Source organism: Shewanella atlantica (assembly GCF_003966265.1).
GTDB classification, from domain to species: domain Bacteria; phylum Pseudomonadota; class Gammaproteobacteria; order Enterobacterales; family Shewanellaceae; genus Shewanella; species Shewanella atlantica.
Map to the genome: position 1 here is coordinate 146,343 of NZ_RXNV01000006.1, position 23,972 is coordinate 170,314.

25 protein-coding genes and 1 tRNA gene are annotated in these 23,972 nt (G+C 43.6%); 13 read left to right on the top strand and 13 right to left on the bottom strand.

The window, feature by feature from the left end:
• Positions 1-46: 46 nt before the first annotated feature.
• Entirely contained in the window at positions 47-982 is a 936-nt protein-coding gene (locus EKG39_RS14475; RefSeq protein WP_126506575.1) for a carbon-nitrogen hydrolase family protein, read from the bottom strand.
• Between the two features lie 223 nt (positions 983-1,205).
• On the opposite strand from EKG39_RS14475, the gene EKG39_RS14480 reads away from it, so the two are divergent.
• Positions 1,206-2,393 (top strand): methyl-accepting chemotaxis protein, encoded by a 1,188-nt coding sequence (locus EKG39_RS14480; RefSeq protein WP_342775530.1) that lies wholly within the window; start codon positions 1,206-1,208, stop codon positions 2,391-2,393.
• Positions 2,394-2,548: 155 nt separating this feature from the next.
• On the opposite strand, the gene EKG39_RS23425 is transcribed toward EKG39_RS14480, so the two are convergent.
• Positions 2,549-2,719, bottom strand: coding sequence for a hypothetical protein (locus tag EKG39_RS23425; protein WP_185817615.1), 171 nt, complete (start codon positions 2,717-2,719; stop codon positions 2,549-2,551).
• Positions 2,720-2,797: 78 nt separating this feature from the next.
• Here EKG39_RS23425 and EKG39_RS14485 point away from each other — a divergent pair, with 78 nt between their 5' ends.
• Positions 2,798-3,274 (top strand): DUF3859 domain-containing protein, encoded by a 477-nt coding sequence (locus EKG39_RS14485; protein WP_126506462.1) that lies wholly within the window; start codon positions 2,798-2,800, stop codon positions 3,272-3,274.
• Positions 3,275-3,493: 219 nt separating this feature from the next.
• Here the strand turns inward: EKG39_RS14485 and EKG39_RS14490 are convergent, their stop codons facing one another.
• On the bottom strand, positions 3,494-4,459 hold the full coding sequence (locus tag EKG39_RS14490; protein WP_126506463.1) for a LysR family transcriptional regulator: 966 nt from the start codon (positions 4,457-4,459) through the stop codon (positions 3,494-3,496).
• A gap of 478 nt (positions 4,460-4,937) precedes the next feature.
• Here EKG39_RS14490 and EKG39_RS14495 point away from each other — a divergent pair, with 478 nt between their 5' ends.
• The 5 genes from EKG39_RS14495 to EKG39_RS14515 all read left to right on the top strand — a co-directional run bounded on the left by EKG39_RS14495 (position 4,938) and on the right by EKG39_RS14515 (position 7,931).
• A complete protein-coding gene (locus EKG39_RS14495; RefSeq protein ID WP_126506464.1) occupies positions 4,938-5,426 on the top strand; it encodes a DUF2726 domain-containing protein in 489 nt (162 codons plus the stop codon).
• Positions 5,427-5,657: 231 nt separating this feature from the next.
• Positions 5,658-5,978, top strand: a complete 321-nt coding sequence (locus EKG39_RS14500) for a cytochrome c3 family protein (RefSeq protein ID WP_246028509.1) — start codon at positions 5,658-5,660, stop codon at positions 5,976-5,978.
• A gap of 12 nt (positions 5,979-5,990) precedes the next feature.
• Positions 5,991-6,680 carry a 4Fe-4S dicluster domain-containing protein gene (locus tag EKG39_RS14505; protein ID WP_126506466.1) on the top strand — a complete coding sequence of 230 codons (690 nt, stop codon included), beginning with the start codon at positions 5,991-5,993 and terminating at the stop codon, positions 6,678-6,680.
• A complete protein-coding gene (nrfD, locus tag EKG39_RS14510; protein ID WP_126506467.1) occupies positions 6,677-7,618 on the top strand; it encodes a cytochrome c nitrite reductase subunit NrfD in 942 nt (313 codons plus the stop codon). Before EKG39_RS14505 ends, nrfD begins: the two co-directional genes overlap by 4 nt.
• 22 nt (positions 7,619-7,640) lie before the next feature.
• The gene (locus EKG39_RS14515; RefSeq protein WP_126506468.1) at positions 7,641-7,931 is read left to right on the top strand and encodes a cytochrome c3 family protein; all 291 of its coding nucleotides are present in this window, start codon (positions 7,641-7,643) and stop codon (positions 7,929-7,931) included.
• 741 nt (positions 7,932-8,672) lie between these two features.
• Here EKG39_RS14515 and EKG39_RS14520 read toward each other — a convergent pair.
• Together EKG39_RS14520 and EKG39_RS14525 are read right to left on the bottom strand one after the other, a co-directional pair.
• Positions 8,673-9,209 carry a hypothetical protein gene (locus EKG39_RS14520; RefSeq protein ID WP_126506469.1) on the bottom strand — a complete coding sequence of 179 codons (537 nt, stop codon included), beginning with the start codon at positions 9,207-9,209 and terminating at the stop codon, positions 8,673-8,675.
• A 10-nt stretch (positions 9,210-9,219) separates the two neighbouring features.
• On the bottom strand, positions 9,220-10,143 hold the full coding sequence (locus EKG39_RS14525; protein ID WP_126506470.1) for a C-GCAxxG-C-C family protein: 924 nt from the start codon (positions 10,141-10,143) through the stop codon (positions 9,220-9,222).
• 190 nt (positions 10,144-10,333) lie between these two features.
• Here EKG39_RS14525 and EKG39_RS23890 point away from each other — a divergent pair, with 190 nt between their 5' ends.
• Positions 10,334-10,519 carry a transposase gene (locus tag EKG39_RS23890; RefSeq protein WP_425470178.1) on the top strand — a complete coding sequence of 62 codons (186 nt, stop codon included), beginning with the start codon at positions 10,334-10,336 and terminating at the stop codon, positions 10,517-10,519.
• A 517-nt stretch (positions 10,520-11,036) separates the two neighbouring features.
• On the opposite strand, the gene EKG39_RS14535 is transcribed toward EKG39_RS23890, so the two are convergent.
• From EKG39_RS14535 to EKG39_RS14545, 3 genes are all read right to left on the bottom strand, one after another.
• Positions 11,037-11,981: a LysR family transcriptional regulator gene (locus tag EKG39_RS14535; RefSeq protein WP_126506471.1), complete on the bottom strand. Its 945-nt coding sequence runs from the start codon at positions 11,979-11,981 to the stop codon at positions 11,037-11,039.
• A gap of 675 nt (positions 11,982-12,656) precedes the next feature.
• Positions 12,657-12,747, bottom strand: a tRNA-Ser gene (locus tag EKG39_RS14540).
• A 175-nt stretch (positions 12,748-12,922) separates the two neighbouring features.
• On the bottom strand, positions 12,923-14,125 hold the full coding sequence (locus EKG39_RS14545; RefSeq protein ID WP_126506472.1) for an aromatic amino acid transport family protein: 1,203 nt from the start codon (positions 14,123-14,125) through the stop codon (positions 12,923-12,925).
• A gap of 360 nt (positions 14,126-14,485) precedes the next feature.
• On the opposite strand from EKG39_RS14545, the gene EKG39_RS14550 reads away from it, so the two are divergent.
• Positions 14,486-14,986, top strand: a complete 501-nt coding sequence (locus tag EKG39_RS14550; RefSeq protein WP_126506473.1) for a TlpA family protein disulfide reductase — start codon at positions 14,486-14,488, stop codon at positions 14,984-14,986.
• Between the two features lie 39 nt (positions 14,987-15,025).
• On the opposite strand, the gene EKG39_RS14555 is transcribed toward EKG39_RS14550, so the two are convergent.
• Positions 15,026-15,250 (bottom strand): hypothetical protein, encoded by a 225-nt coding sequence (locus tag EKG39_RS14555; RefSeq protein WP_126506474.1) that lies wholly within the window; start codon positions 15,248-15,250, stop codon positions 15,026-15,028.
• Positions 15,251-15,340: 90 nt separating this feature from the next.
• Positions 15,341-16,789 carry an aminotransferase-like domain-containing protein gene (locus EKG39_RS14560; RefSeq protein ID WP_126506475.1) on the bottom strand — a complete coding sequence of 483 codons (1,449 nt, stop codon included), beginning with the start codon at positions 16,787-16,789 and terminating at the stop codon, positions 15,341-15,343.
• 164 nt (positions 16,790-16,953) lie between these two features.
• Between EKG39_RS14560 and EKG39_RS14565 the strand changes: the two genes are divergently transcribed.
• Both EKG39_RS14565 and EKG39_RS14570 read left to right on the top strand, forming a co-directional pair.
• Positions 16,954-17,487 carry a GNAT family N-acetyltransferase gene (locus EKG39_RS14565; protein WP_126506476.1) on the top strand — a complete coding sequence of 178 codons (534 nt, stop codon included), beginning with the start codon at positions 16,954-16,956 and terminating at the stop codon, positions 17,485-17,487.
• Positions 17,484-18,056 carry a GNAT family N-acetyltransferase gene (locus EKG39_RS14570; RefSeq protein ID WP_126506477.1) on the top strand — a complete coding sequence of 191 codons (573 nt, stop codon included), beginning with the start codon at positions 17,484-17,486 and terminating at the stop codon, positions 18,054-18,056. Before EKG39_RS14565 ends, EKG39_RS14570 begins: the two co-directional genes overlap by 4 nt.
• A gap of 95 nt (positions 18,057-18,151) precedes the next feature.
• Here the strand turns inward: EKG39_RS14570 and EKG39_RS14575 are convergent, their stop codons facing one another.
• Together EKG39_RS14575 and EKG39_RS14580 are read right to left on the bottom strand one after the other, a co-directional pair.
• Positions 18,152-19,132, bottom strand: coding sequence for a chemotaxis protein (locus EKG39_RS14575; protein WP_126506478.1), 981 nt, complete (start codon positions 19,130-19,132; stop codon positions 18,152-18,154).
• Between the two features lie 290 nt (positions 19,133-19,422).
• On the bottom strand, positions 19,423-19,914 hold the full coding sequence (locus EKG39_RS14580; protein ID WP_126506479.1) for a hypothetical protein: 492 nt from the start codon (positions 19,912-19,914) through the stop codon (positions 19,423-19,425).
• Between the two features lie 203 nt (positions 19,915-20,117).
• On the opposite strand from EKG39_RS14580, the gene ubiD reads away from it, so the two are divergent.
• A complete protein-coding gene (gene ubiD / locus EKG39_RS14585; protein ID WP_126506480.1) occupies positions 20,118-21,599 on the top strand; it encodes a 4-hydroxy-3-polyprenylbenzoate decarboxylase in 1,482 nt (493 codons plus the stop codon).
• Positions 21,600-21,672: 73 nt separating this feature from the next.
• Positions 21,673-22,383 carry an NAD(P)H-flavin reductase gene (gene fre, locus EKG39_RS14590; RefSeq protein ID WP_126506481.1) on the top strand — a complete coding sequence of 237 codons (711 nt, stop codon included), beginning with the start codon at positions 21,673-21,675 and terminating at the stop codon, positions 22,381-22,383.
• A gap of 154 nt (positions 22,384-22,537) precedes the next feature.
• Here fre and EKG39_RS14595 read toward each other — a convergent pair whose 3' ends face one another.
• Positions 22,538-23,821, bottom strand: coding sequence for a winged helix-turn-helix domain-containing protein (locus EKG39_RS14595; RefSeq protein WP_126506482.1), 1,284 nt, complete (start codon positions 23,819-23,821; stop codon positions 22,538-22,540).
• Positions 23,822-23,972: the final 151 nt, after the last annotated feature.

The following is a 23,972-nucleotide window of genomic DNA, read 5'->3' on the forward strand; positions in this document are numbered from 1 at the left end:
ATATTCTCGTATCAGACACACTCATACATGAGTGTTTCCGGGTAAGCTATCTGAACTTAATTGAGCTCTGAACCTGGGTATTCACCTCGAGAGTGAAAATATCGGGTCTGGAATAGTGCCCCGCCACATCCAACGCTCTTTTGGATGTTGCCACAGCTGTTGAGTCGATCTCGGCGTACAGTATGCCTTTCTCTTGTCTCATAGGTCCCGCAACAATTTCACCACCCGGAGCGACAACAACCGAATCTCCAGGATTGATCCATTCATCACTCTCCGGGTAGAGCTTATCTTTATCGGGGAAATCATCGGGGAGATCGCTATGCTCGAGTACGACTCCACTACATATGACCCAGCAACGCCCCTCTCTGGCGATATGCTGCATTGTGCCTATCCACCCCTCACCGCTGTCATAGGTAGGCGCGACATAGATTTCAACCCCTTGAGAGTACAAGGTATACCTGGCCAGAGGCATATAGTTTTCCCAACATAGCAGAGTCGAAAGCCTACCAAGGGGTGAATCGACAACTTTCAAACTGGAGCCATCTCCGAACCCCCATACCATACGCTCGGGATTAGTTGGCATCAGTTTTCTATGGCGATTGATTAGCTTGCCGTCACTGCCGATAATCACCACGGTATTATATAAGGTTGCACGACTGTGTGACCCATCACGTTCATTCATGCCGCAAATAACCGTAACTTTATTTGCCCGTGCGGCATTACAAAGCGGGTCAAGCTCACCGGCCTCAATATCGACGGCACTATGGAGTAACCTGGTGTGCAGGGCTTCATTGGTTCCCCAATCTCCACCGGGGCGAAGCCGCCAGATCCAGGCTGGATACCCGGCGATAAATGCCTCAGGAAATACCACCAACTCGGCACCTGCCGATGTAGCCTCTTCAATCAATATCACCGCTTTCTCTATTGTGGCATCGCGATCCAGCAATATCGGAGACTCTTGTACGATGGCGATCTTAGGCATAGTCACAACCTTATTCATTCAGATGATTTCACTACCTGGCATGCTTTACTCTCATGCTCAAGTAGTCTCAAAGCGAAGAAAATTAATCCTCTCTTAAAGCTAGTTGAACTCTAATATATCGCCAGAATTTAGGAGGTGCATATGAAGGTCCCGGTCAGACATAGGTCCGATTGTCATTCCGTGATGAATTTAGCGAGAATTAATTCAGAAATGATTGATCCAAATGATGATAATCGCCTGTTGGCGGTTAAGTAAAAATGTCGCCATGTGCCATACTGTCAGCAGCTATCTATTAGTGGGGTTAAGAATGCTATTCAATAACGGACTAAAAAAAGAAAATGCGATTCTAAAACAACAACTTCAAGAAATGAAGGAGCAGCACGATACGGAGATTAAGGAGCTTGTCGAAGAGCTAAAAAGAAAGGATATTGAACATAATAAATTACATCAAGAGCAACAGCTCGACGCCACTCTGATAACGAGCAACCTTAGAGGCGGGAGAATGTTGGAAACCATTCGCACCGGACTCGCAAATAGTGCTGAAGAGCTGATCCATGAAAATGAAGCACTCAAGCAACTCGATGAAATGTTTGCCCAAACCCATACCGCACTGGAGCAGCTCAAAACCCGCGCCCAAAAAATAAGTGAACAAACCGATACCACGATGAACTCAGCAACGGCTTTAGACGAAACGGCTAAATCAATAGGTCAGCTTATCGTCGCGATTCAGGAGATTTCATCGCAGACGAACCTACTTGCGCTTAATGCAGCAATTGAGGCTGCACGTGCAGGTGAAGCCGGACGAGGCTTTGCTGTCGTTGCCGATGAGGTGCGCACCCTGGCAGGGAAAGCCCACGAAGCTAGTGATCAGATTGAGAGCTTAGTTAATCGTGTCTTAAGCCAGACCCAAGAGATAAAAACATCAATTAGTGAAAACCAACTGTATGCAGCTGATATATCAGCATCTTCTGAGCAGATAGATGTCGTCGTCAATGAAGTACTATCCAAGTCTCAACACATGCAGAAAGTTATCCATATAGCGACTGCGCGTTCGTTCCTCGATACCGTCAAACTCGACCATGCGGTATGGAAAAACAACGTCTATAGCTATCTTGAGCAACGGGACTATCAAGCCCAGGTGAATAAGCATACCGAATGTCGCTTAGGTAAGTGGTATTTCGAGGGCGCAGGAGCCGAGCAGTATAGCCACCTGCCAAGCTTTAATGGCTTAAATCCGCCTCATCAACTGGTTCATGACTCCGGGCGTAATGCGATAAAAGCGGGTCAAGATAGTGATCAACAAGCATTAATTAAACACGTTGAAGCGATGGAGGATGCCAGTGAGGGCGTCGTTCACTCTATAGACCGCCTGCTCGGCGAAGTCACCAATGAGCAACGCAGGACTTCATAAAAGTGAGCAATTAGGTACAACCGCAGACTAGTCGCTATTGAATCTAAATGGCCATATTTTAAACTGCCAGAATCTAAACGGTCAGTACAATGATACCGGCCGTTTTTAATCGTCCTTGATTAAAGCGGCCATGAGTAAGCCATAATCACTGACGATTAATCTTGCTTCTCAATGGTTACCTCAAACCGTTTGGCATCACCAGCAAACCACTTTTGTACGTAAATAGTACCCATTATTGGCGCCTGGCCAGATTCAGGGACCTCTTGATATCGCACACTATTCTTGGTCTCTTTTTCATATTCAAACGTTACGGTTTTCTTAGTCACTGCTTTCTCTCACTGTTGACGCATACTTATCTGAAGATTTTGATAAACTATCATGCCAACCACTCAAATGCAGCCATCATGTCCAAACTCAAACCTGACGTTAACATTATCCATAGCGGGATTTTCACTAAGTGGAACGAGCAAAGTGACAAGCTGCCAAGGTTAACCAAGGCCACGGTTCACGTTCCCGCCGAGGTAGACATTGAATTTGGCTTTATCGCGCAGATCAAAAAAGCTAAAAACCAAAAACTCAGGTATTGCATCTACCATCCTGATATCCCTGATGAAAACGGTAATATCAGGCCACCATTCGATGGGGAGGTTTACGTCAAAGAGAATGACTGGAAATTCTATCTGGGCGATACCATCTGGGCACCGGAACATAACAAGGTCGGCAAGTGGCGCATGACATTAGAGCTGAAGGGGAAAGTCATTGCCGAGAAGACCTTTAAAGTTCACTTGAACGATGAGCTTCCGCTGCAAGCAAATAAGAGTATTCAAATGGATGATGACGCAGAGAAGATTGCATCATTCTGGAAAAGAAGAGGCTGTTAGCCACTCTTCGAATGGCTCAGGTTCAGGCTCGAAAAAGGCAGAGGGATAACATCCTTGCTCTTACCCTTTAGCTGAAAGAGGTGGCCCTAAATATTCATGTCACAAACCAATTATTTAGACCTAACAATTTAGCTCAATCTAGAGACAACCAAATAGCAATAGGCGAAGTGATTAAAACACTAGTGACCTAATTTTAGTCAACAGAAACCCTTTCTACAGTTAATTCAAAGTGGAATGAACTAAAGATTTAATGGCATCGACTAACCATGGTAGATTTGGCTTCTGATTATTCCTATTATACACGAGGTAAAGTGTTGGAATATTTAAGTTAGAATAGAAATGTTCTACCTCAACTTTCGATAACCTGCAAGCATGAAAATCAGGCATACTATTAATCACATTATAAATAGAGCTAAATGGTAGTAGTGCTACGGCATTTCTTTCACGCAAGCAATCAAATAAACTATATGCCCCACACACTTCAACCTCTACATCTAACTGAATATTATTTTGTGTACAGTATTCCTGAAATTGGCTACGACTCTGAACTACAGATCCAATATTACAATCAACGTATGGATAGTTTGCGATTGAATTAAGATTAATATTTTGCTTTAACAATGGGTGATTATGGTCACAAATCAAGTATATAGAGTCAAGCTTAGCAAGTGGAATAGATATCAAATTCTTATCAAAAGAATCAACCACATCATCACTATCACTACTGCATATCCCAAAATCAGTTTTTCCCGATATCACGTCATCTATAGAAGAACGTCCCCATTGAGAGATATTGAAGCTTATATTTTCCTTTCCACTATGAATCATAGACAAGAGCAACTTTGGGAAGGGAAATGAGATAATGTCAGGAGCGGAAATCTCAAAATGATAAAGATCATCATTTGTTACTCCGCAGTTAATTTTTTGCAGTTCTGAGCAGCATACTAAAATTTTTTTTGCTACCGGGTAAACCTTATCAGCAAATTCATTGGGGATTAACCCGTGCTTTTTTCTAATGAAAAGTTCGTTACCTAACACCTCTCGAGTATGCTTAAGACATCTACTCACCTTAGGTGCCGAAATATTTAGTTTGATAGAAACCTTTGTAACAGACTTCTTTTCATAAAGATTTACAAGAATATTTATACTTAACAAATCCAGGTTGCTAAAGGAAATACTATTCATAAGGTGTCCAGCAATAGAAAATAACAATTCAATATTACATCCATTTAAAATTACTTTCTTAAAAAATATAAAAAAACAACGATCTCATCACATCACTAAGATTCCCACAATATGCATAGCATTTATTCACATATAGCATCAACCTGTTATAAAATTTGTTTTTCAAAAAATAAAACCCGACAAAACAAAAAGATAGACTGAACACTGCAATTTATCAGGTTCGCTTCATAATAGTGTTATTTAATTCAACCTTAATCTTGCCACTCCTTAATAACAGTTATTCAATGTTTACATTAAGTATTTGTAGGCCGTGCATTTGTAAAATGCGTATTTTACAAATATGTCAGACATTGCAGATAATAATCACCACCGACCTTCAAAATGGCAACATTGATCTAAATCAATGTTAATAGTTGAAACGAAGTGAATAATTGACTCGCAAAACAAGCAAACACACTTTAATTTGGAGGTTTACATTATGAACGCAACAGTAATACTTAATTATGCATTCATTTACTTTGTATTATTTCTAGTCGTACCATCCGTCATTGTTATATTCACAATGACATGTATTAAGTTTTTCAAATCAGAAGCAATTGAAACTGAAGAGATCGATATTGAATTAAGCCCTAAAAAAACAAAAGCTAAGTATTCAGAACTTATGTCAAAGCTAAATGAAATAGCAAGAGAAAAATACAACGTATTATATGGAGCATCTTTGGATAGCATTCTTGAGGTAAAAAGCAATAGAAATGCCCATGAAAACCTTAAAAATTGCCATTTGGACTATGTGATACTTGACGAAAAATCATCAGTAAAACTGGTCATCACAGACCCTGAACATAACACACCGGAAAATAGTGACTTTATCGATTCATCTCTAGCTAAAGTTGGTGTGAATGTTATCCATATATCTGATAACAAGCAATGTGACGATTTACTAGTAAGGGAGTTGTTGGTTGCTTAATATTGATCAGTACTAAACAGCATTGATTTAGTACTGTTAATTAATGTTTTAAACAGCCAATTTGTGCAATGAGATTTCATTATGTCTAGATTAAAAAACATATTAACAATTTCGATATTAACTTTGACTACATTTATTTTAAGCCCATCATCTACTTCTTATGCAAATACGCTTAACTTAACAATAAACACCAATAAGCAATGCATGATGTGCCATAAGAAAAATGGAAAAATGTTCGGCGCTCATTCTAGCAACTCATTAGAGTTACGTTGCCAAAATTGCCACAGAGAAAAAGAAGGTCACCCAAGGAAAAGATCAAGCCTAATCAAATTTAGTGACGATTCACTCAGCACTGCTGAAGAGCAAACCGCAGTTTGCACTACATGTCATAACTCCGATGATTTAACCGAAGTAGATTGGACTCATGCAGTTCACTCAAACAAGGTTAATTGTGCTAAGTGCCATCAATTACACACTGAGACAGATCCAGTTATTGCAATTTCAACAGATGATCGCCGTCAGCTATGCGTTAACTGCCATGAAAGCCGATAACCAGGGGGATATATGGAAAATAAAAGAAGACTCTTTTTAAAATGTGCTTGTGCTACAGCGGTCGGAGCGGTTGGATCAACAAAGCTTATAGCTGCCCAATCAGATACTAGAGCAGATGATACCGAAGCCGAGGTCAATTACGCACTCATTCATGATGAAACTAAGTGCATTGGTTGCGAAGTGTGTGTTGATGCCTGTCGTGAAACGAACAATGTCCCCGAAGGTGTAAGTAGATTAGAAATAGTTAAAACTGGTCCATTTGGTGAATATCCTGATCAGTACTTTAGTTTCTCTCGCAAATCATGTCAGCAATGTGATGGAACTCCCTGTGTCAATGTCTGCCCGACAGGGGCTGCGTACAAAGATCCTAAAACAGGCATTGTCTCAGTAGACAGTTGGAAATGTGTTGGATGTATGTACTGCATTGCCGCATGTCCATATCAAATCCGCTTTATCAATCCGGTTACTAAAGCCGCTGATAAATGTGATTTCTGTAAAGAAACTCGTCTTAAAGAAGGAAAGTCACCTGCTTGCGTCGCTGCTTGCCCAACAAAAGCGCTTGTCTTTGGCAACCTAAAAGATCCTGATTCTGAAATTGTTAAGGTTCTAAAAACGACACCAAATTATCGAAGCAAAACAGATCTGGGAACTCGTCCAAAACTATTCCGTATTGCAGCAAAAGATGGGGAAATAAAGCTATGAATCCATTTCATTTTGATAGCCTTGTTTGGCATTGGCCTATCGCAATCTACCTTTTTTTAGCAGGTATATCGGCCGGGGCTATTTGTTTCGCCGTATTACTGAAGCACTTTAAATTAGGTAAAAATGCTTACAAATCAAGTTTTGTTCAAGCAGCTTGTCTACTTGCACCACTAGCTGTATTTGCCGGTCTTGGCATACTCGTTCTCGATTTAACTAAGCCATTTGATTTCTGGAAAATTTTAGTATTTTACAATCCAACTTCAATTATGTCTGTTGGAGTTGCAGTGCTAATGATTTACCAAGTAGCCTTATTTTCATGGTTAGCTTGTTTATTTAAAGAGCCAATATCCAATTGGTGTGACCATCGCTGGCCGTTGATAGATAGAATATTAAATATATTAGATAAGCATGAGCCTAGCATCACAGGGTTACTAGTGATGTTAGCCCTATCTTTAGGTGCTTATACTGGCTTTTTACTTTCTGCATTGACCACTTTTCCTATGCTCAACAATCCTGTACTACCTATGTTATTTCTTGTTTCTGGTATTTCTTCAGGGGCAGCGGGAACCTTGTTAGGTGGATTACTCCTCAAGGGGAATCCTGATAGTAAAGAAGTCCATTTTATTCATCATATTGAAATACCAATCATTTTACTTGAACTGGTTCTGCTTTTTACCTTCTTCATTGGTTTGATTATATCTGGCGGACAGAGCCAAGTTGCGGCATTTACGGCCCTCGGAGAAGGTTTCTGGGGATGGATATTCTGGGCAGGGATCATTGTAATAGGCTTAACACTACCGCTCGCCTTCAATTTATTTATGACAGCCTCCTCTAAACGAAAACTATCATATGTTGCTATTACAGCTAGCTGCAGCTTATTGGGCGTTTTACTGCTGCGTAACTTCATTCTTTACACCGGACAAATGACTGTCGCATAAACCAATATCAGGAGTTTATTACATGCTTAGAATTTTTGGATTAACATTCCTATTAATATTATCAGGTTACGTACTTGCAGAACCAATAGCAGATACCCATGCTGAAATGAGTGGTTGTGAATCTTGTCATATTAACGGTGAACCATCTGATGACATGGTTCATGAAAATAGTTCATGTGTTGAGTGTCATGGCCCTTTGAGTGACTTTGCTGACGAAACGCATCAAGGGCACCATGATGTTTTAGAATGCAGTAACTGTCATCTTGCTCACGATGAAGTGACACCTAGTGATTCTTGCGTTAATTGTCACTAATAATGGTGATTTATTAACGTGCAATGAATGAATTAATTAGCCATACCTCATCATGGCTAATTAATTTCGTTGAAGTGTTACCCTTTCATTTCAGCGAGTTCACAGGGAAGTTATTGGGCAGGTAGCCACATTAAATTTACAAGATTAATAGTCGTTATTAATTGTTGTACCCAACCTCCAAATGGGTTCGTCACTCTATTCTGTAGAGTGACATTTTTATTTTTAGCATTAGAACTAGGCTACCCACTGATGCTCAGTCAGCTACCTTCAAAATCAAGAACTTAATACTCCATAGAATGAAATTGCTTTTTGACTCAGAATTAAGCTTAATTTCATTAATCTGCCAATCTAATGAAGCCTGGAGTTTGCAATGCGTCACTCCCTTAAACTTCCAACTTTGGGTATCGCGCAGGCGTATCAAGATCGCCGACCACTCTCTTCTTAGGTAAATACGCTTCTAACTGATGGATAGGCTGCCCGAACAGCCAACACACTTATCATCATCAGGATCCGGGAGGACTTCGATAAACTAACCAGTCAAACCAAATGTCCACTGGCGAAGGTATCTGGCAATCGAAATCATCGAGTCTAACGATACATCCTAAGCAACTAAAATTAAAAAGAAAACCACTCATTACACAATAAATATAATCACCAAAATAAAAAACCACCGCTCCGAGGAACGGTGGTTTCAGTTACATTAACTTATTGAAGGTTTAGTTATTTCTGGTTTACTTTGCGCTAACTCGCCGGTAACCAAAAATGTTTGCCTATGGGTTTTACTATTTCTGGTTTGCTTTGCGCTAACGCGCCAGCAACCATAACAGATAGCCTTAAGGTTTGAGTCTCCATATTGAAGACAGGTTGACTGGCAGGAGTGAAGGTATAAGATCCCGGACTCACTTCGACCAGTGTATCTATACAGTCAGACTCTTCTGCATCGCAGCCAAATTTAGATGCATTATGCCAGGGCATGCTAAACGCCGAAGTGATCGCGGAAGGCATACTCAGGTACATTATCTCGAAATCGCTACCAGCATCAGTTACCACCTGACTATCAGCATCGGTCAAGGTAAAGGCGATGGCGAAACTTTGAGGATCAACCGACCCAATGACTACTCTAATCTCGTTAGCCTGATCTATGGTGACACTGGCTGGTGCAGGATCGACCGGCTCTACCGGAACAACTGGATCAATTGGCTCAACGCTCACATCATCATCGGAACTACAGGCAGACAACAGCAGTGCCAGGGATGCGGTTATAAGTAATTTACGCATAAGAATTCCCTTAGTTGTGGCAAGTGCTACAAGTCGCATCCGCGTGCATGCCAGTCAGACCGGACGTAACATCATGTGGTGCGTGACAGGTCTGACATTCCATATAGGAATTCACATCCGAACCAATGTAGGTATCAGGCTCACGCTTGGTGCCAGTATGGCAACCGGAACAGTCATCATTGCCTTGAGCATGTATCTCAAACTTAGGATCGGTTGCTAGCTCGCCTTTGAGCGCAAGGTTTAAAAATTCGACCGTCTTGAATGCTATTTCTGCCGTTACCTGAGCACAACGCTCATACTTGGCTTTATGCTTCCCACCAAGCTTACTCGTGGCAGACCAGTGTGAGACCGAGGTGTGACATAAGATGGAGCCGGCGACCGACTGGCCAATCATATCAGCTGTTAACAACTCACCAGCATCATTGTGCATAATCGGCGCACCGATATAATTCAGAAACTTATCATCGCCACGAGGCATAGGAGTCTTTTCATAGTAGCGGTTGACAGCACTGATAACCTGGAACTGATCGACACCGCCCAGTATGTTAATAATCATAGCCGCGGCATTGACGCAGCCACAAATAGAACCCCACCCTTTAACGCCGGAGCCACCATAGACAGTGATATTGGTTGGGATGGCGGCAAAATTACAGGCATCCTCATGCCCTTGAGCGGCAAGCTCCTTAACTACGGCATTGAATACACCATACATACAACCACCACGAAAATAGCCTTCATAGGCACGTTTGGCGACTGCAAAAGGATCCAGCTCAATATATCCCAGTAAGTTATCTGCCAAATCTTTGCCATCACTCCCCAAACCTATGGCGCCATCAACCGGACAAGTATCAGCGGCGAACACGGCGGGTGAGACTGCGGCCGCACCGGCAAAACCAACAATTTTTCCCATCGCCTGACGTCTATCTAAATTCATAATCATCTCTCCAGTTATTGAAATTCTGCAATTCAACATAGTGACAAATTGCATTTCCCAATTATAAATATCTTAAAAAACAACAACTTAGCGTTTTTCCTACGAAAAGATAATAGCCCTAAAGCAAAATTCAAATTGTGATCGACAAAACGTTTACAAACAAAATTTCAACAATTTTGATAACTAAATTATCAAGCAGGTCTGCCAAGAATATGGCATTTCAGAGGTAACCTATTACAACTGGAAAGGTAAGTTCGGTGGTATGGAAGAGTTAAATATTAGGTACTTATGCGACCTGAAGATTTTAAGGGGATGTTTGCAGACATCAGTTTGGAACATTAAATCCCCAAAGATCATGTTGGAAAATATCTCATAAGCAAATCGTTGGGATCAATCTTGCGTTATCAGTCTGGTCGTTGCCTGGATGACCCCGTTATTGCCACGTAAGAAACACGTCGGAAAATATCCGGAATACGGAGGGGGATCAAGCTCTTTCAAACCCGCATAAGCTCGGAAAAGTTATGCAACCATAAACGTGTATAGCACGTGTATTGCTAGCTTAAATTGAGCTTGAGGCGTAAGGACAAGAAGCATCGGCTTAATCCCCCTTACCGTTAGTGGTATCTGACGCGGTGAATCCATATCAGCCGATGAACTTCATGTGTAACAATTTACAGTGCGGCCACATGATTCACTTGAAAATCTAACTCCTTGGAAAGATTTGGCGAGCAAGAAACAGGGAGAAAACTCAATTTTCAGGTGTTTTGGTACACGGAAGGCAACGATATGGCTTTAACTGACATTCAGGCATTGCAAATAGGAGTGACCTCTAAGCTTGGAAAGCCTATGGGACAGAGCGGCCTGGAGGATAATTTACTCAACAAAGACTAATATCACTGGTTATCATTAGAAAAATGCTCCCGCAACTTCTCGGTCAACTTCAATGCTAAAATATCATCGCTAGAGTCATTTGCCAGTAAATAGTATTTATGTTCTTTGTAGGTGGATGTCTCACTAAACAAGTTAGTTGATAATTCAGTAATGTCGAGGAACTCAAGCTCCGCTCTTTCTTGCAGAGTATGAAGAAAAACAGATCCTGCCACCAATCCTACACTGTCACCAAGTTCGAGATAATCAAGAAGCAGTCTCATGTCAGAAATTTTTAGTGCAACGGTGATTGGGATTTTTTTCTGGTAGGCAATCTTATCGATACGGGGCATTTTCTGCTCGTCTAAAGCATAATTTGATATGGCTACTTTATATTTGAGAATACTCTCTAATGTGATTTTAGAATTGAAGACAGGGTGCCCTTTCTTTGCGACCAAGAAATAGCGGCCTATTTCTCCTATTTCATACTGGGTGATGCCGTCCGCTTGGGCTGGGTTGACAGCTATACAATAATCAAAGACGCCGTTAACCAATTTTTTCTGAAAGTCTGATGCAATTGTGTGTAGTTCGAAAGAAAACTGAGCCCCTTCACCGTTAGTAATTTGATTCAAGCAGTCAAAAATTATGTTATGAAAATTCCCCTGAGCAGCAACATTAACCGCCTTATTTTCTGCTACAGTGATCTCCATGGTGTGAGCCAGAGAGCGAAAGTTCGCGACTAACGTTTTGGCTAGGGGGTAGAGTCTGTCAGCCAGATGATTTGGTTTCATGCCATGCTGCTGTCTAATAAAAAGTTCATTTTCAAAAATATGACGAAGGGACGTCAATGTTCGGCTTACTTTTGACTGGGTTATCGCTAACTTTGAGGCTGCAGCGGTTCCACTCTTTTGTTCATAAAGCTCTACAAATACGGATAATGTAAAGGAATCAAGGTGATCAATTTTTTTCATGAGTGTATTCCGGAAATATTTTTTGCTGCATGCGCCATACTTTAACTGCAGTTAAAGTATGGTGCCATCGTTTCAAATCACACTTTGCAAATATAGTAATCGACTTTCTTTTACCCACAAATTAGAAGAATCATTTGCAATTCATGCATAACACAATCAAAAAGACTTTTCCCCCTAATCGTACTCATACCGTCTCTTTGATTATTAATGCACTTAAAACGTAAACCTTATCGGCAGGTACTTCCCCCAAGTGAACGTGTCACCTATATCTACTTTGCACTGAAATAGATGGCGAAGGGATAGCATTCTTTTTTATAAGAAGCGCTTGGGACTTCATCTGACTCTCGATGAAAGATCGGGGCGGAGGGATAGCTGACTTTACTCTCCACTATCACAAGCAGAGAGGAACCCTAGGGTTCTGAATCGAACATACGAAAAAGGGCTACTCTTTCGAGTAGCCCTTCATCTGAATGTGGCACCGGGATAGCTGATTCAAACAATAGGAACCCTAGGGTTCTAAATTGAATATACGAAAAAGCCCCAAGCACTCTTTGTTATAAGAAGTGCTTGGGGCTTCATCTGAATGGGTTACAAACCCCACTTTTCTACTTATCTCAGGACGGGACACTGAAACGAAAAAAGGCTCATCAAATGATGAGCCTTTTTTCTTTAATGTGGCGGAGGGATAGGGATTTGAACCCTAGATGGGCTACAAACCCATGCCGGTTTTCAAGACCGGTGCATTCGACCACTCTGCCATCCCTCCGAACGCCGCTGATAATAGGGATACTTGAGTTCAATGTAAAGCCCCATATGAACTAAATGACTAAAAAAACATCCTTTAAAACAAATTAATGCCTGATTAGCCACTTTTTAGACAATTACGCCTTACAGTCGATGAATATCCTCATTTATCGGCTAACCAGCCAACGGCAGGATACCTAGCCAACCGCAGGTAAAGCATCAAACATCTGCAACAATTGCACTGTCATGATTAAAATACCTGCTAATGTTACCAATGCCAGCCCCAGTGCCCCGCCCTTAACTCGATAGCCACCTAGCCCGACTTGACGGCGCTGGGTCGATACCATAGCCACAGGCAGAAAGATCGCCAGCACCACCAACGCAAATGCCGCGTAACCTAAAGCTGCGATAAACCCTTGTGGGTAAAACATAGCAAACCCCAATGGTGGCATAAAAGTCACCAGGGCGACCTGAACCCTATGGCCTGGCTTCGCGCTGCGCTTCAACAGGTCTGATATAAAATCATACAAGCCTAAACTGACACCGAGAAATGAGGTCGCCAGTGCGAGATCGGCAAATATCGATACCGTGTTCGCTATCATAGGGTCATGCAGCAGGCGACTCAGAGAACCAATGAATCCATTGAGGCTTTGACTCCCCATCAAATCATTTTGTGTCAGGACCCCCTGACTGGCCAGCATCCATAACAGGTAAACCGCCAGTGGCAGTGCCGAGCCCACCACAATGATCCACCTTAATGCCTTAGTATCCTTTCCTAAGTAACGCACGATAGATGGAATTGAGCCATGAAAACCAAACGAGGTAAAAATCACCGGCAATGAGGCTAATACCAGTCCTTGATGCACTGGCAGCGCCACTAAGTTATCGACAGAGATATGAGGTAATAGCAGAAACAACATCAAGACTAAGGCAATTAATTTCAAAGAGAATAAGCTGCGGTTAATCATATCGACAGAGCGAGTACCTATCGCCACCACGGTACCAATTAACACGGTGAAGAGTATCGCCCCCAACTGCATAGGGATATCCAGCTCAAACCAGCTTGTGAGCTTACTATGGATCTGCTCACCACCGCCGGCAATATAGGCGGCACACAAAGCATAAAACAGAAACATCATCGAAAAACTGGCAATAAGCTGCCCTTTTCTGCCGAGCAGTTTATACGCCAGGGTGTGCAGGGTCGCATCGGCGGGGGCAAACTGGTGCACTTCAATCATCAGTAATGCGGTATAGGTCATAAGAGACCAGATCAGAAACATAATAATACTGGCTACGCCAAAACCTAAACCCGAGGAGGCAAGGGGCAGGGCTAACATACCCGCACCTATGGTCGTGCCGGCAATGATAAGCATGCTGCCGAAGATTTTACTTTTATTCATTTATGGTGTTCCACAATAGAGAAAATGTATCCGGAACAGGCGCTGTACCGTGGCCAATGTCCGAAAAATAGATGGAATTGCCACAATGGTGTGATCAAAATGAGGGGGGATTAATATGAACCTCTATCTACGCCATTGTGGCTATAGATAGTAGTAAGTATTGCTAAGTGTTAATGACACGTTATTACCCTTGATAATCACTGTTAATCAATAACTTAATAAACAGAATGGAGTGTAGAACTTCTACCTTAGTTTTTCCTCATACATCTGTCAACAGTGAACAATTGTTTATACATGAAAGTAGAATTTTGATAGGTTATTCCGATTAGTATTACTCACTGTTAAATAAATGGATATCCAATGAAACAGCTAGCTGCAATATTTATGCTCACTATGGCGCTCACAATTACAGGTTGTGCCAGCTCTGTTTCTGAGGCGGATAAAATTGAATACCTGACCTATGTCAGCGCCGGGGAATCCGTACCTGTCAAAAAATTCACCGATTCTCAAGGAAATAACATTGATCTTACTGAGTCAGAAAATGCCAAGTTATTGGTACTGTTTGCGACCTGGTGTCCCGATTCTCAACGAGCGATGAAAGCACTACAGGCATCTGATCTTATTTTAGATCCTAATCTGGATATCATAGGTATAGGCCGCGAAGAGAACAAAGAGGCATTAGATAAGTTTGCCAATGAATATCAAATAAACTTCCCATTAGTCGCCGATAGTGACCGTAGCATCTACGCCAAGTTTGCCAACGCAGGGGTCCCACGACTCATCTTGCTCGATGGCGAGAATCACATAGTAAAAACAATCATAGCCGAGGGCGACAATCCTTTAGCCCAAGTTCAGTGGTAGAGTTCATGCTTGACCATATATGACATTGAACTGACAGCTCTAATGATCAACCTGTATCTCCAGCGGACAGGTCTGATTGGTAAATAGCACCTTGAAATGAACTTGCTTTATGGTTCGGTATTGACAGATAAGTACCGAACCTTCGGCTTCTGACTTAATCAGTTGCGCGGTTACGGCTGTTTGGGTGGATGCAAAGGCTGGGCTTATTGAGAAAATAAGGCTACTGGCTAAGATAATAGATCTGTTCATTAATTTCTTTATCATTCAGTCTTTCCTAAGAGTCAAAAATTAGCGGTAATACGCTTTATGTTATTCACTCTAGCATCACGAGCTGAACCTCTACTTAACAACTACTTAGACTGCCCTCCCCGAATTAGCGCCTTCAATATAATCCCTAATGATCTCCCCAAGACGAAGTACACCCGACTCCATCTTTTCGTCCCAGGGCAAGGCATAGGTGATCCTGAAATAATCATCATAACTATGATTGAATGAAAACATCGCTCCCGGTGCGATAGATAGCTTAGATTCGATAACCTTAGCCCATAAGGCTTCACTGGAGAGCCCACCGGGCAACTTAAACCATAAACAGGGGCCACCATCGGGCTGACTCATATAGAGAGACTCCCCGAGCACAGGTGTCAGCAAGTTTATAGACTTTTGGTAATTGCAGCGGATCTGTTCCCTGAGTTTAAAGAGCAACTTTTGATATTTCCCCGAACCGAGTAGATTCGAGACCATATGCTGTAAAGCCATACCAGGCTCCTCGGCCACCGTTTGCTTAGCGAACTGACAAGCATCGAAAGTATTAATACACAAGAGGTAACCTAAACTGATTGAAGGTGAGATCGTATCGTAAAAATCACCGATACTTATCACCTTGCAGGCGGTCGACTCGTTAACCAGGCTGGCAATAGTGGCGGGGCGAATGCCACCGAAATAGAGCTCACTGCGATCATACTCTATCAAGGTAACATGATGAGCTGCAGCCCAATCGATCAGCGCGAGTTTATCCTCGTTCGATAACAGACGTCCGGTAGGATCGGCAAAGCTGGGATTAACAAGATAAGTGTCGAACGGCTGGGTTTCATAGGCTTGAGAGAGTAGTGCAAGTTCATCCTCATATTTCCCCTGCATGGGCACCTCAATGACATCGGCATTAAACTGTTTCAATATGGCCTGAAAATAGAAAGAGACAGGAGACTCTACCGCTACGGTTTTTCCTATTGCCTGTGCCGCAGTCAAGGCTAATAGCAGTCCCTCCTGCCGGCCATTTGTCACCAGCACCTGCTGCAGTGAAAACACCTGACCGCTACGAAGCAGATGACGACAGATCTCCTCTCTTAGCTCGGCAATACCTTCGATAGGATCTTGCATCATCAACTTATATGGACGATGTTTCAACACTTGCCTATGAAGGCGGTTAAGTACCAACTCATTATCGATAACTGTGCTGGGTGCCGTACAGGAAAGCGGTAGAATATCGGGATCATTGAATGAGTATTGCACTGCACTGGCTAAATCCTGCCCCGCATGACCCCTATTCACTTTACATCCATAGTCGGGCTGCAGAAGACCCCGCCTCGGGCTGACAAAGTAGCCCCGCTTGGGCTTGGCATAGATCCAACCCAATCTCTCAAGCTCATGATAAGCCTGAATCACGGTGGACACGCCGACTTCGTTCATTTTTGCACATTCACGCACCGAGTGAAGCTTCCCTCCTCCCTCTTGATCCGAAACAACACCAAGCTCAATGGAACGGATCACCTCATCTACAATTTTGCGATACTTGAACTGGGCCATGAATTGAACACTCTTAAGCTAACTGTATTGGGTTTTATTTACACAAACTGTATCTGTTTTGGTTTTCACTATCCAGATAAAGTAAAAACCAATACAAGAGTGAATAAAAAAACTCATACAAAAGCTAATGCAAAAGCTAACCGAACAAAAAAGGTAGGAGTGACATGAGCCGTATAATTATCGAGACCGACCGACTCATTATCCGTGAGTTTAATCTTAACGATGCCGCAGCCGTACTCCATTTCAATGCCCCGGAAGAGGTCAACCGTTACACGGGAGATTCCGGCATGTGTGAATGTCTGCAGGATGCAGAAGCTATCATCCGCGATATCTGGCTAGTCGAGTATGGCAAGTTTGGCTTTGGTCGCTGGGCGGTGGTACTGAAAGAAACAGGCAAGGTAATAGGCTTTTGCGGATTTAAGAACGAAACTCGTATCGGGGCCGTCGATATCGGTTACCGCTTTCACCCGGATCATTGGGGCAAGGGCTACGCAACCGAATCGAATATGGCATGTGTCGACTATGCCAGACAAGAGATGAAGTTAGATCGAGTAGTCGGTGACGCCGTAGCCGAAAACCAAGCCTCGATCAATGTGCTGCTCAAGTTGGGAATGAGCTTCGAAAAGCAGTATCTGGAAGATCAATTTACCGTCAATCGTTATCAGATGTTCCTCAAGAGCGGAAAGAGTCCCCGATGAACAGATTTCCAACACTGAGCAGCGAGAGACTCGTGTTAAATGAGACCACCGCAGACGATGCTCAGGCTGTATTTGAGTTGTTTTCCGATAAACGGGTTACCGAATATTACGATTTAGATGTTTTCGATTCTATCGGGCAGGCATTGGATTTAATTGAGGGCGACAGTAGGAAGGCCTTAGATAATCAGATGCTGAGATGGGCGGTGCGTGAAAAATCATCGGAGGACTATATAGGGAGCTATATCGGCGGCTGCGGCATCAATCGATTCGAACCGGATCGTCACGTTGCCGTCATCGGCTATGAGTTTAGCCGGGCATTTTGGGGAAAAGGTTATGCAACCGAGGCGATAACTTCTGTTATCGAGTTTGCATTTTCAAGTTCCTGCCCGTCAACAGTTAACCGTATCGAAGCCTATACCATGATGGGCAACCTTGCCTCTGAGTCCCTACTGCTCAAACTCGGATTCAAAGCCGAGGGTATACTGAGGGAGCATAGCTTTTGGAAAGGTCGATATCATGACCTGACACTATTTTCGTTATTAAAAAAAGACCATATAGCTCAACAATAACGAAGTAAAACCATGGGGCGGTTGCTGAAAACCAGCCTACAACAGGCCCGTTACCGCCACTCTAAACGTTTAAATTTAAAGTACAAAACCAGGAGTTAACCACCGAGCACATAACCATCCATCATTCCGACCATACGGCCGATCTCTGGTTTAGTTATGGTGTCGTTTGCCCCGAGTTGCAGCGCCTTACTGCGGTTATCCTCACTCATCAGTGACGAAAACATCACGATAGGCATCTTGCTATAAGCACTGGTATCACGCAGACGCTTCACTAAGTGCATCCCATCCATTCTCGGCATCTCTACATCGGTAATAATCGCACTGACAAAATCATCTACCGAAGCGCCCTCATCAAGGGCTAAGCGCTCATACTCCAGCAACATCTCGAGGGCATCACCGCCATCTTTCGCCGTGATAATGTTATATCCGGCCGATCTCAATGTACTTTCAATCATCTTACGAATAAATGCAGAGTCGTCGACAACCAATATGGTCTTGGCTTCGCGCTTCGCGAGCATGGTATCGTTGATAATGACACTCTTATCCTGCAGCACATCATACTTATCCATGCTCAATTCCGGATTGATATCCGCGATGATCTTCTCAAAATCCAGCACCATAATCAGGTGCCCCTCCCGCCTGACAACAGCAACGACACAATCTTGTTCCCCTGCCTCTAAAAACTGACTGGGGGATTCAACCTGTTCCCATGACACCCGATGAATACTGCGAACACTATCGATCAAAAAACCATTAATCATCTTGTTAAAGTCGGTGACGATCACAACCTTATGAGTCAAATCATCCTGAGTCGGGATCCCAAGCCACCCAGCCAGATCCACCAAGGGGATCAAGATATCTCTTAAGGAGAAAACGCCCACCATGTGCGGCTGAGCATTTGGATAATCGGATGTGCTCGGCACCAAAATAACTTCCCGCACCTTAGCCACGTTAATGCCGTAATGACATACTTTATAGCCGCCATCGGGAAGTAACTTGTGTAGATGAAACTCGATAATTTCGAGCTCGTTAGTTCCGCTCTCGGTAAGGATCTCAGATTTTTTCAAGTCATTCATAAGCGGCACTCAGGCAAACACTGGCAATGAAAAATTGAGGGACAATTATGAGTATAGGAAAGAAATGACGCTTTATCTGTTCTCGACAGTTCCAGGCTACGCTTTCAGTAAGCTTTGTAGCTAGTAAGCGAAGACGAAGCTAGTAATCAAATAGAGGAGTTAAGGGAATGAGTAAGCGCTCAAGACCAGCATATGAATCTAAAAGCAACATAGCCGATGGCTGATAACCGACTACGCTGTTTTTAAGTAAGAAGGATAATCCTTATCAGAACCAGCTATTTCAAGACTAGTTACTTCAACTCTCGATAGGTCTCGCTGCTCCAGTCGAACACATACTCGACCCCCTGCCACTCATAGATGGTGCGGCCATCTTTTTGCATGACACGGGCATTTGCGGGCAGGCTCTTCAGGCCTGATGCATATTGCACACTGGTGGTCACCCGCTGTGGTGGTGCTATGACCTTAGGCTCTGGACGCTTATACTCTCTACGATCGTAGCGATAAGGATAGCCCCAATTGTTACGCCAGTAAGGACGATACCATGGTCTGTTCCAGTAGTAGCCGTGATTATTCCAGTAAGGTGAACCAGTGCTTACTCCAACACCCCAACGCCAACCACTGTTGTAGTTTGGATAGTGGTGACCCCAGCTACTGCTCCAGCTAGGCTGTATCCAGACATTACTGCTCCAATTGAAACGATCTGAGGCTTGTACGCTCAGGCTGGAAAGAGATAACAAGCCAGACAAGATAATTGCCTGACCAACACCAGAAAATCTACTCACTTTGTCTCCCTCCACACTCGATCTTTCATCAGGACAAAACTAGACTCTATCTCCATATTACTCCTATTTACAGCAAGAAGTAATTTACCTCTATCTTATCTATTTGCTGTCTCCTGATAAATAATCCTAAGCAGTTAAACATGTGTACTAAAAATGGTATAGTGCGCGCCATATCACATTTTAATAGCAGCGAGTAATTCCACATGAGTTTTAAGGATTTACGCAGTTTTATAAGCCACCTGGAAGCGAATGGTGAACTTAAACGTATCAGCCACCCGGTCGATCCCCATCTTGAGATGACAGAGATCGCCGATCGTGTGTTGCGCGCCAAGGGCCCGGCTCTGCTGTTTGAAAACCCGGTTGGCAACGAGATGCCCGTATTGGCAAACTTATTTGGCACACCGAAACGCGTCGCCATGGCACTGGGTAAAGAAGATCCCATCGCACTGAGAGAAGTGGGTGAGCTACTGGCATTCCTTAAGGAGCCTGAGCCACCACGAGGCTTTAAAGACGCCATTTCCAAGATCCCTATGTTCAAGCAAGCCTTGAATATGCCGCCGAAAACGGTTCGAAACGCCCCCTGTCAGGAAGTAATAAAAACCGGCAGTGATGTCGATCTGACCAAACTACCTATTCAGCACTGCTGGCCCGGTGATGTCGCTCCTCTGGTAACCTGGGGACTGACCATCACTAAGGGACCACGTCAGAAACGGCAGAACCTCGGGATCTACCGTCAACAGTTGCTCGGTAAAGATAAACTGATCATGCGTTGGCTCGATCACCGTGGGGGTGCGCTAGATTTTAAAGATTTTAAAGAGAAATTCCCCGGTGAACGTTACCCGGTTGTGGTCGCACTCGGCAGCGATCCCGTGACCATCTTAGGCGCCGTGACTCCGGTACCCGACTCGATGAGCGAATATGCCTTCGCGGGGCTTTTACGTGGTGAGCGCACCGATGTTTGCAAGGCCGTGAGCTGTGATCTGGAAGTTCCCGCCACCAGCGAGATCATCTTAGAAGGTTATATCGATCCCGAAGAGATGGCCGAAGAGGGTCCCTATGGTGACCATACCGGTTACTACAACGAGACCGACTCTTTCCCTGTCTTTACCGTGACTCATATTACACACCGAAAAGACGCTATCTATCATAGCACTTACACCGGCCGTCCACCTGATGAGCCAGCCATGTTAGGCGTGGCATTGAATGAAGTCTTCGTGCCGATTCTGCGCAAGCAGTACCCTGAAATTATCGACTTCTACCTACCGCCCGAAGGCTGTTCATACCGCATGGCGGTGATCTCGATACGTAAACAGTACCCAGGCCACGCAAAACGAGTGATGATGGGCGCCTGGTCTTTCCTGCGTCAGTTTATGTATACCAAGTTTATCGTCGTCGTCGATGAAGATGTTAACTGCCGTGACTGGAATGATGTGATCTGGGCCATTACCACACGCATGGATCCAAAACGCGATACTGTCATGATAGAAAACACCCCTATCGATTATCTCGACTTTGCGTCTCCCGTTGCAGGCTTAGGCTCGAAAATGGGAATGGATGCCACCAACAAGTGGGAAGGCGAAACCGATCGTGAATGGGGTACTCCAATCGTGATGGATGAAGCCGTAAAACAAAGAATCGATACCATCTGGGACGACTTGGGCATAGACGATGCCCCTACCCTATAATTGATATTTATTTATAGAATTTAGCTAAACGATTATTGCAAGCCTCCACAGAGGGGCATTAAAAGGACGTTAGATGAAAACGATTCGCTGTAAGATAGAACAAGTCACCCCGTTTAATGAGGCGGTTTTTCAGATCATTCTAAAGCCTGAAACAGCTTTTGACTTTAAGGCTGGGCAGTATCTTTGCGTCGTTATGGGTGAAAATGACAAACGTCCATTCTCCATTGCTTCCGCGCCCGATGCCGAACATATTGAGCTGCATATCGGGGCGGCTGTGAGTGAGAGCTACCCGATGCAGGTTGTAGACCGCATGAAAGAGTGTTTACAAAACAACGCCGCAATTGAGATTGAAGTGCCTGGCGGTGATGCTCACCTGCGTCATGAAAGTAAACGTCCACGCCTCATGATTGCAGGCGGCACCGGCTTCTCCTATATCAAGAGTATCGTTGAACATCAGATAGCATTAGATCTGCAGGTGGAAACAACTTTCTACTGGGGCTGTCGAACTCAGGATGCCATGTATTACGAGACTATCGCACGGGAATGGCATGATGCTCATCCATGGATGCATTTTGTACCTGTCGTAGAACAGGCCGATGATGACTGGAAGGGAAAGCAAGCTAACCTTCTGGACCAGATAAAGACAGACTTTGTCAGCCTCAATGGCTATGACATCTATATTGCAGGTCGTTTCGATATGGTGGGTACGGCGCGGGAGCTGTTCCGCACTATGGGACTAGAGGAGAATCACCTCTACGGCGATGCCTTCGCGTTTATTAAGTAATACCAATCGGTATAAAAGCGTTACGAGAACGCTTTGCTACGAGAAAAGAGCAGCTGCTTTTTTCTCGTAGGGCATAGCCCGAACTCGCAGGCTCTTTTCAGCCGCCCTCGAACCTAAAATCTGGTGTCTTTCTTAGATTTTCCTAGGACCTTCTTTACAGCTTCACTTTATCATACTCATACCAGGCAACCAGATTGCCCAAAATTGGTACGATCCACACAGCCGTGTCCTTATCTTTATAGACCCGATAGAAATAGAGGTCCTCTTCCACAATCTCATGCTTTCTTATTTCACGATAAAAATGCATCGCGGAAGAGCTCACCTTATCAGGTTTTATCAGCTCTTTCTGGGCAACCCTGACATGAAAAACATCGACATCCATGCCGTTAATCTGCTCTTGGTACTGCTTAAACTTACCCTTTATCTTGTATTTAATCGGCGTGGTTGCGCACTCTTCATCTGTGATACAAGCAGCAGAATAGAACTTACCAGAGTCTTCTCCCTCATAAATGAGCGACAAGCTGATATCGGATCTAACCAACATATTTCCCTGAACCGGGTAGTAAACATCGGCATGATAATGATGTTCAACAAACCCGCTGGTTCCCGGCTCGGTAAGAGGAATGATGACCCTGTTATAGCGGATCCTTTGCTCCATCTTTTTGGTTAACGCCGCAAAGTTTTTCATATTTAACCCGGCTGGGGTCAAATCGATCGCTGTAATGTTGATCAAACCCTTGCCGGAACAGCTTTTGTCATCGGCATCGGGGCACACGGCCATAGAGTAGTAATTACCATCGGTAAGCGCGAACCCATTAAACTTGCTCAAATTAGTTAAGTGGTTCACTTCAGGTGCCAGATGTTTCTGCCACATAGATGGGTGCAGGTGTGCGACATTATCTTTATACAACAACTGAACATCTTGCTTAACGCCACCGATATTCAGCTCGATAGACTTATCTGCATTCCAACTAGCGGTGTCTTTTACCACCCCATGGTAATCACTGAAATACCAGATAGACAGACCAATCATTAACGCTATGAGTATGCCACTGAACTTAACCAGCAACGATACATCTACGATAGCCGCACGCACAGACTCGGGATCGTTAACCGCAAGCATCTTAATATGAGAACGGGTAGACACATTCAACTGATAACCACGCCCGGCAATCGTTCTCAACATCACTTCAGGATAGGCTTCAAGCTTCTTTCTTAGAGTACTGATACACTGAGTTAACGATGTAGCTGCAACCACGCGATCGGGCCAGCCTGCGGAGAGAAGGTCTTCTTTAGAACAAACGGAGCCAGAAGAAAGTAATAGCAGATGTAAGACAGCGGACTCTGACACTGTCAATGTCACGGTCATATTATTAGCATGATCAACTAATTGCTTAGCTTCTTCATCTAACTCCAAATAAGGAGTAATTTTTAGCACCTTGAACCTCTATGAATCAATTAACATCAATGAGTTAGCAATGAACTTAGTGATAGTTTACTTAATAAATTACTTGAAGAATGTGATTGTACCCCAAAATCAAATCAGATATAAAATATCAAGACGCCTACGTTCACATATATAGCATTTA

Excerpts from the sequence above, each read along its gene's own strand:
- EKG39_RS14545 (WP_126506472.1), bottom strand. The coding sequence starts at position 14,125 with ATGAATAAAAGTAAAATCTTCGGCAGCATGCTTATCATTGCCGGCACG.
- EKG39_RS14485 (WP_126506462.1), top strand. The coding sequence starts at position 2,798 with ATGTCCAAACTCAAACCTGACGTTAACATTATCCATAGCGGGATTTTC.
- EKG39_RS14525 (WP_126506470.1), bottom strand. The coding sequence starts at position 10,143 with ATGAATTTAGATAGACGTCAGGCGATGGGAAAAATTGTTGGTTTTGCC.
- EKG39_RS14565 (WP_126506476.1), top strand. The coding sequence starts at position 16,954 with ATGAGCCGTATAATTATCGAGACCGACCGACTCATTATCCGTGAGTTT.
- EKG39_RS14560 (WP_126506475.1), bottom strand. The coding sequence starts at position 16,789 with ATGGCCCAGTTCAAGTATCGCAAAATTGTAGATGAGGTGATCCGTTCC.
- EKG39_RS14550 (WP_126506473.1), top strand. The coding sequence starts at position 14,486 with ATGAAACAGCTAGCTGCAATATTTATGCTCACTATGGCGCTCACAATT.
- EKG39_RS14575 (WP_126506478.1), bottom strand. The coding sequence starts at position 19,132 with ATGAATGACTTGAAAAAATCTGAGATCCTTACCGAGAGCGGAACTAAC.
- ubiD (WP_126506480.1), top strand. The coding sequence starts at position 20,118 with ATGAGTTTTAAGGATTTACGCAGTTTTATAAGCCACCTGGAAGCGAAT.
- EKG39_RS14500 (WP_246028509.1), top strand. The coding sequence starts at position 5,658 with ATGTTCGGCGCTCATTCTAGCAACTCATTAGAGTTACGTTGCCAAAAT.
- EKG39_RS14495 (WP_126506464.1), top strand. The coding sequence starts at position 4,938 with ATGAACGCAACAGTAATACTTAATTATGCATTCATTTACTTTGTATTA.
- EKG39_RS14505 (WP_126506466.1), top strand. The coding sequence starts at position 5,991 with ATGGAAAATAAAAGAAGACTCTTTTTAAAATGTGCTTGTGCTACAGCG.
- EKG39_RS14555 (WP_126506474.1), bottom strand. The coding sequence starts at position 15,250 with ATGATAAAGAAATTAATGAACAGATCTATTATCTTAGCCAGTAGCCTT.
- EKG39_RS14520 (WP_126506469.1), bottom strand. The coding sequence starts at position 9,209 with ATGCGTAAATTACTTATAACCGCATCCCTGGCACTGCTGTTGTCTGCC.
- EKG39_RS14570 (WP_126506477.1), top strand. The coding sequence starts at position 17,484 with ATGAACAGATTTCCAACACTGAGCAGCGAGAGACTCGTGTTAAATGAG.
- EKG39_RS14480 (WP_342775530.1), top strand. The coding sequence starts at position 1,206 with ATGATGATAATCGCCTGTTGGCGGTTAAGTAAAAATGTCGCCATGTGC.
- fre (WP_126506481.1), top strand. The coding sequence starts at position 21,673 with ATGAAAACGATTCGCTGTAAGATAGAACAAGTCACCCCGTTTAATGAG.
- EKG39_RS14490 (WP_126506463.1), bottom strand. The coding sequence starts at position 4,459 with ATGAATAGTATTTCCTTTAGCAACCTGGATTTGTTAAGTATAAATATT.
- nrfD (WP_126506467.1), top strand. The coding sequence starts at position 6,677 with ATGAATCCATTTCATTTTGATAGCCTTGTTTGGCATTGGCCTATCGCA.
- EKG39_RS14475 (WP_126506575.1), bottom strand. The coding sequence starts at position 982 with ATGCCTAAGATCGCCATCGTACAAGAGTCTCCGATATTGCTGGATCGC.
- EKG39_RS14535 (WP_126506471.1), bottom strand. The coding sequence starts at position 11,981 with ATGAAAAAAATTGATCACCTTGATTCCTTTACATTATCCGTATTTGTA.
- EKG39_RS14515 (WP_126506468.1), top strand. The coding sequence starts at position 7,641 with ATGCTTAGAATTTTTGGATTAACATTCCTATTAATATTATCAGGTTAC.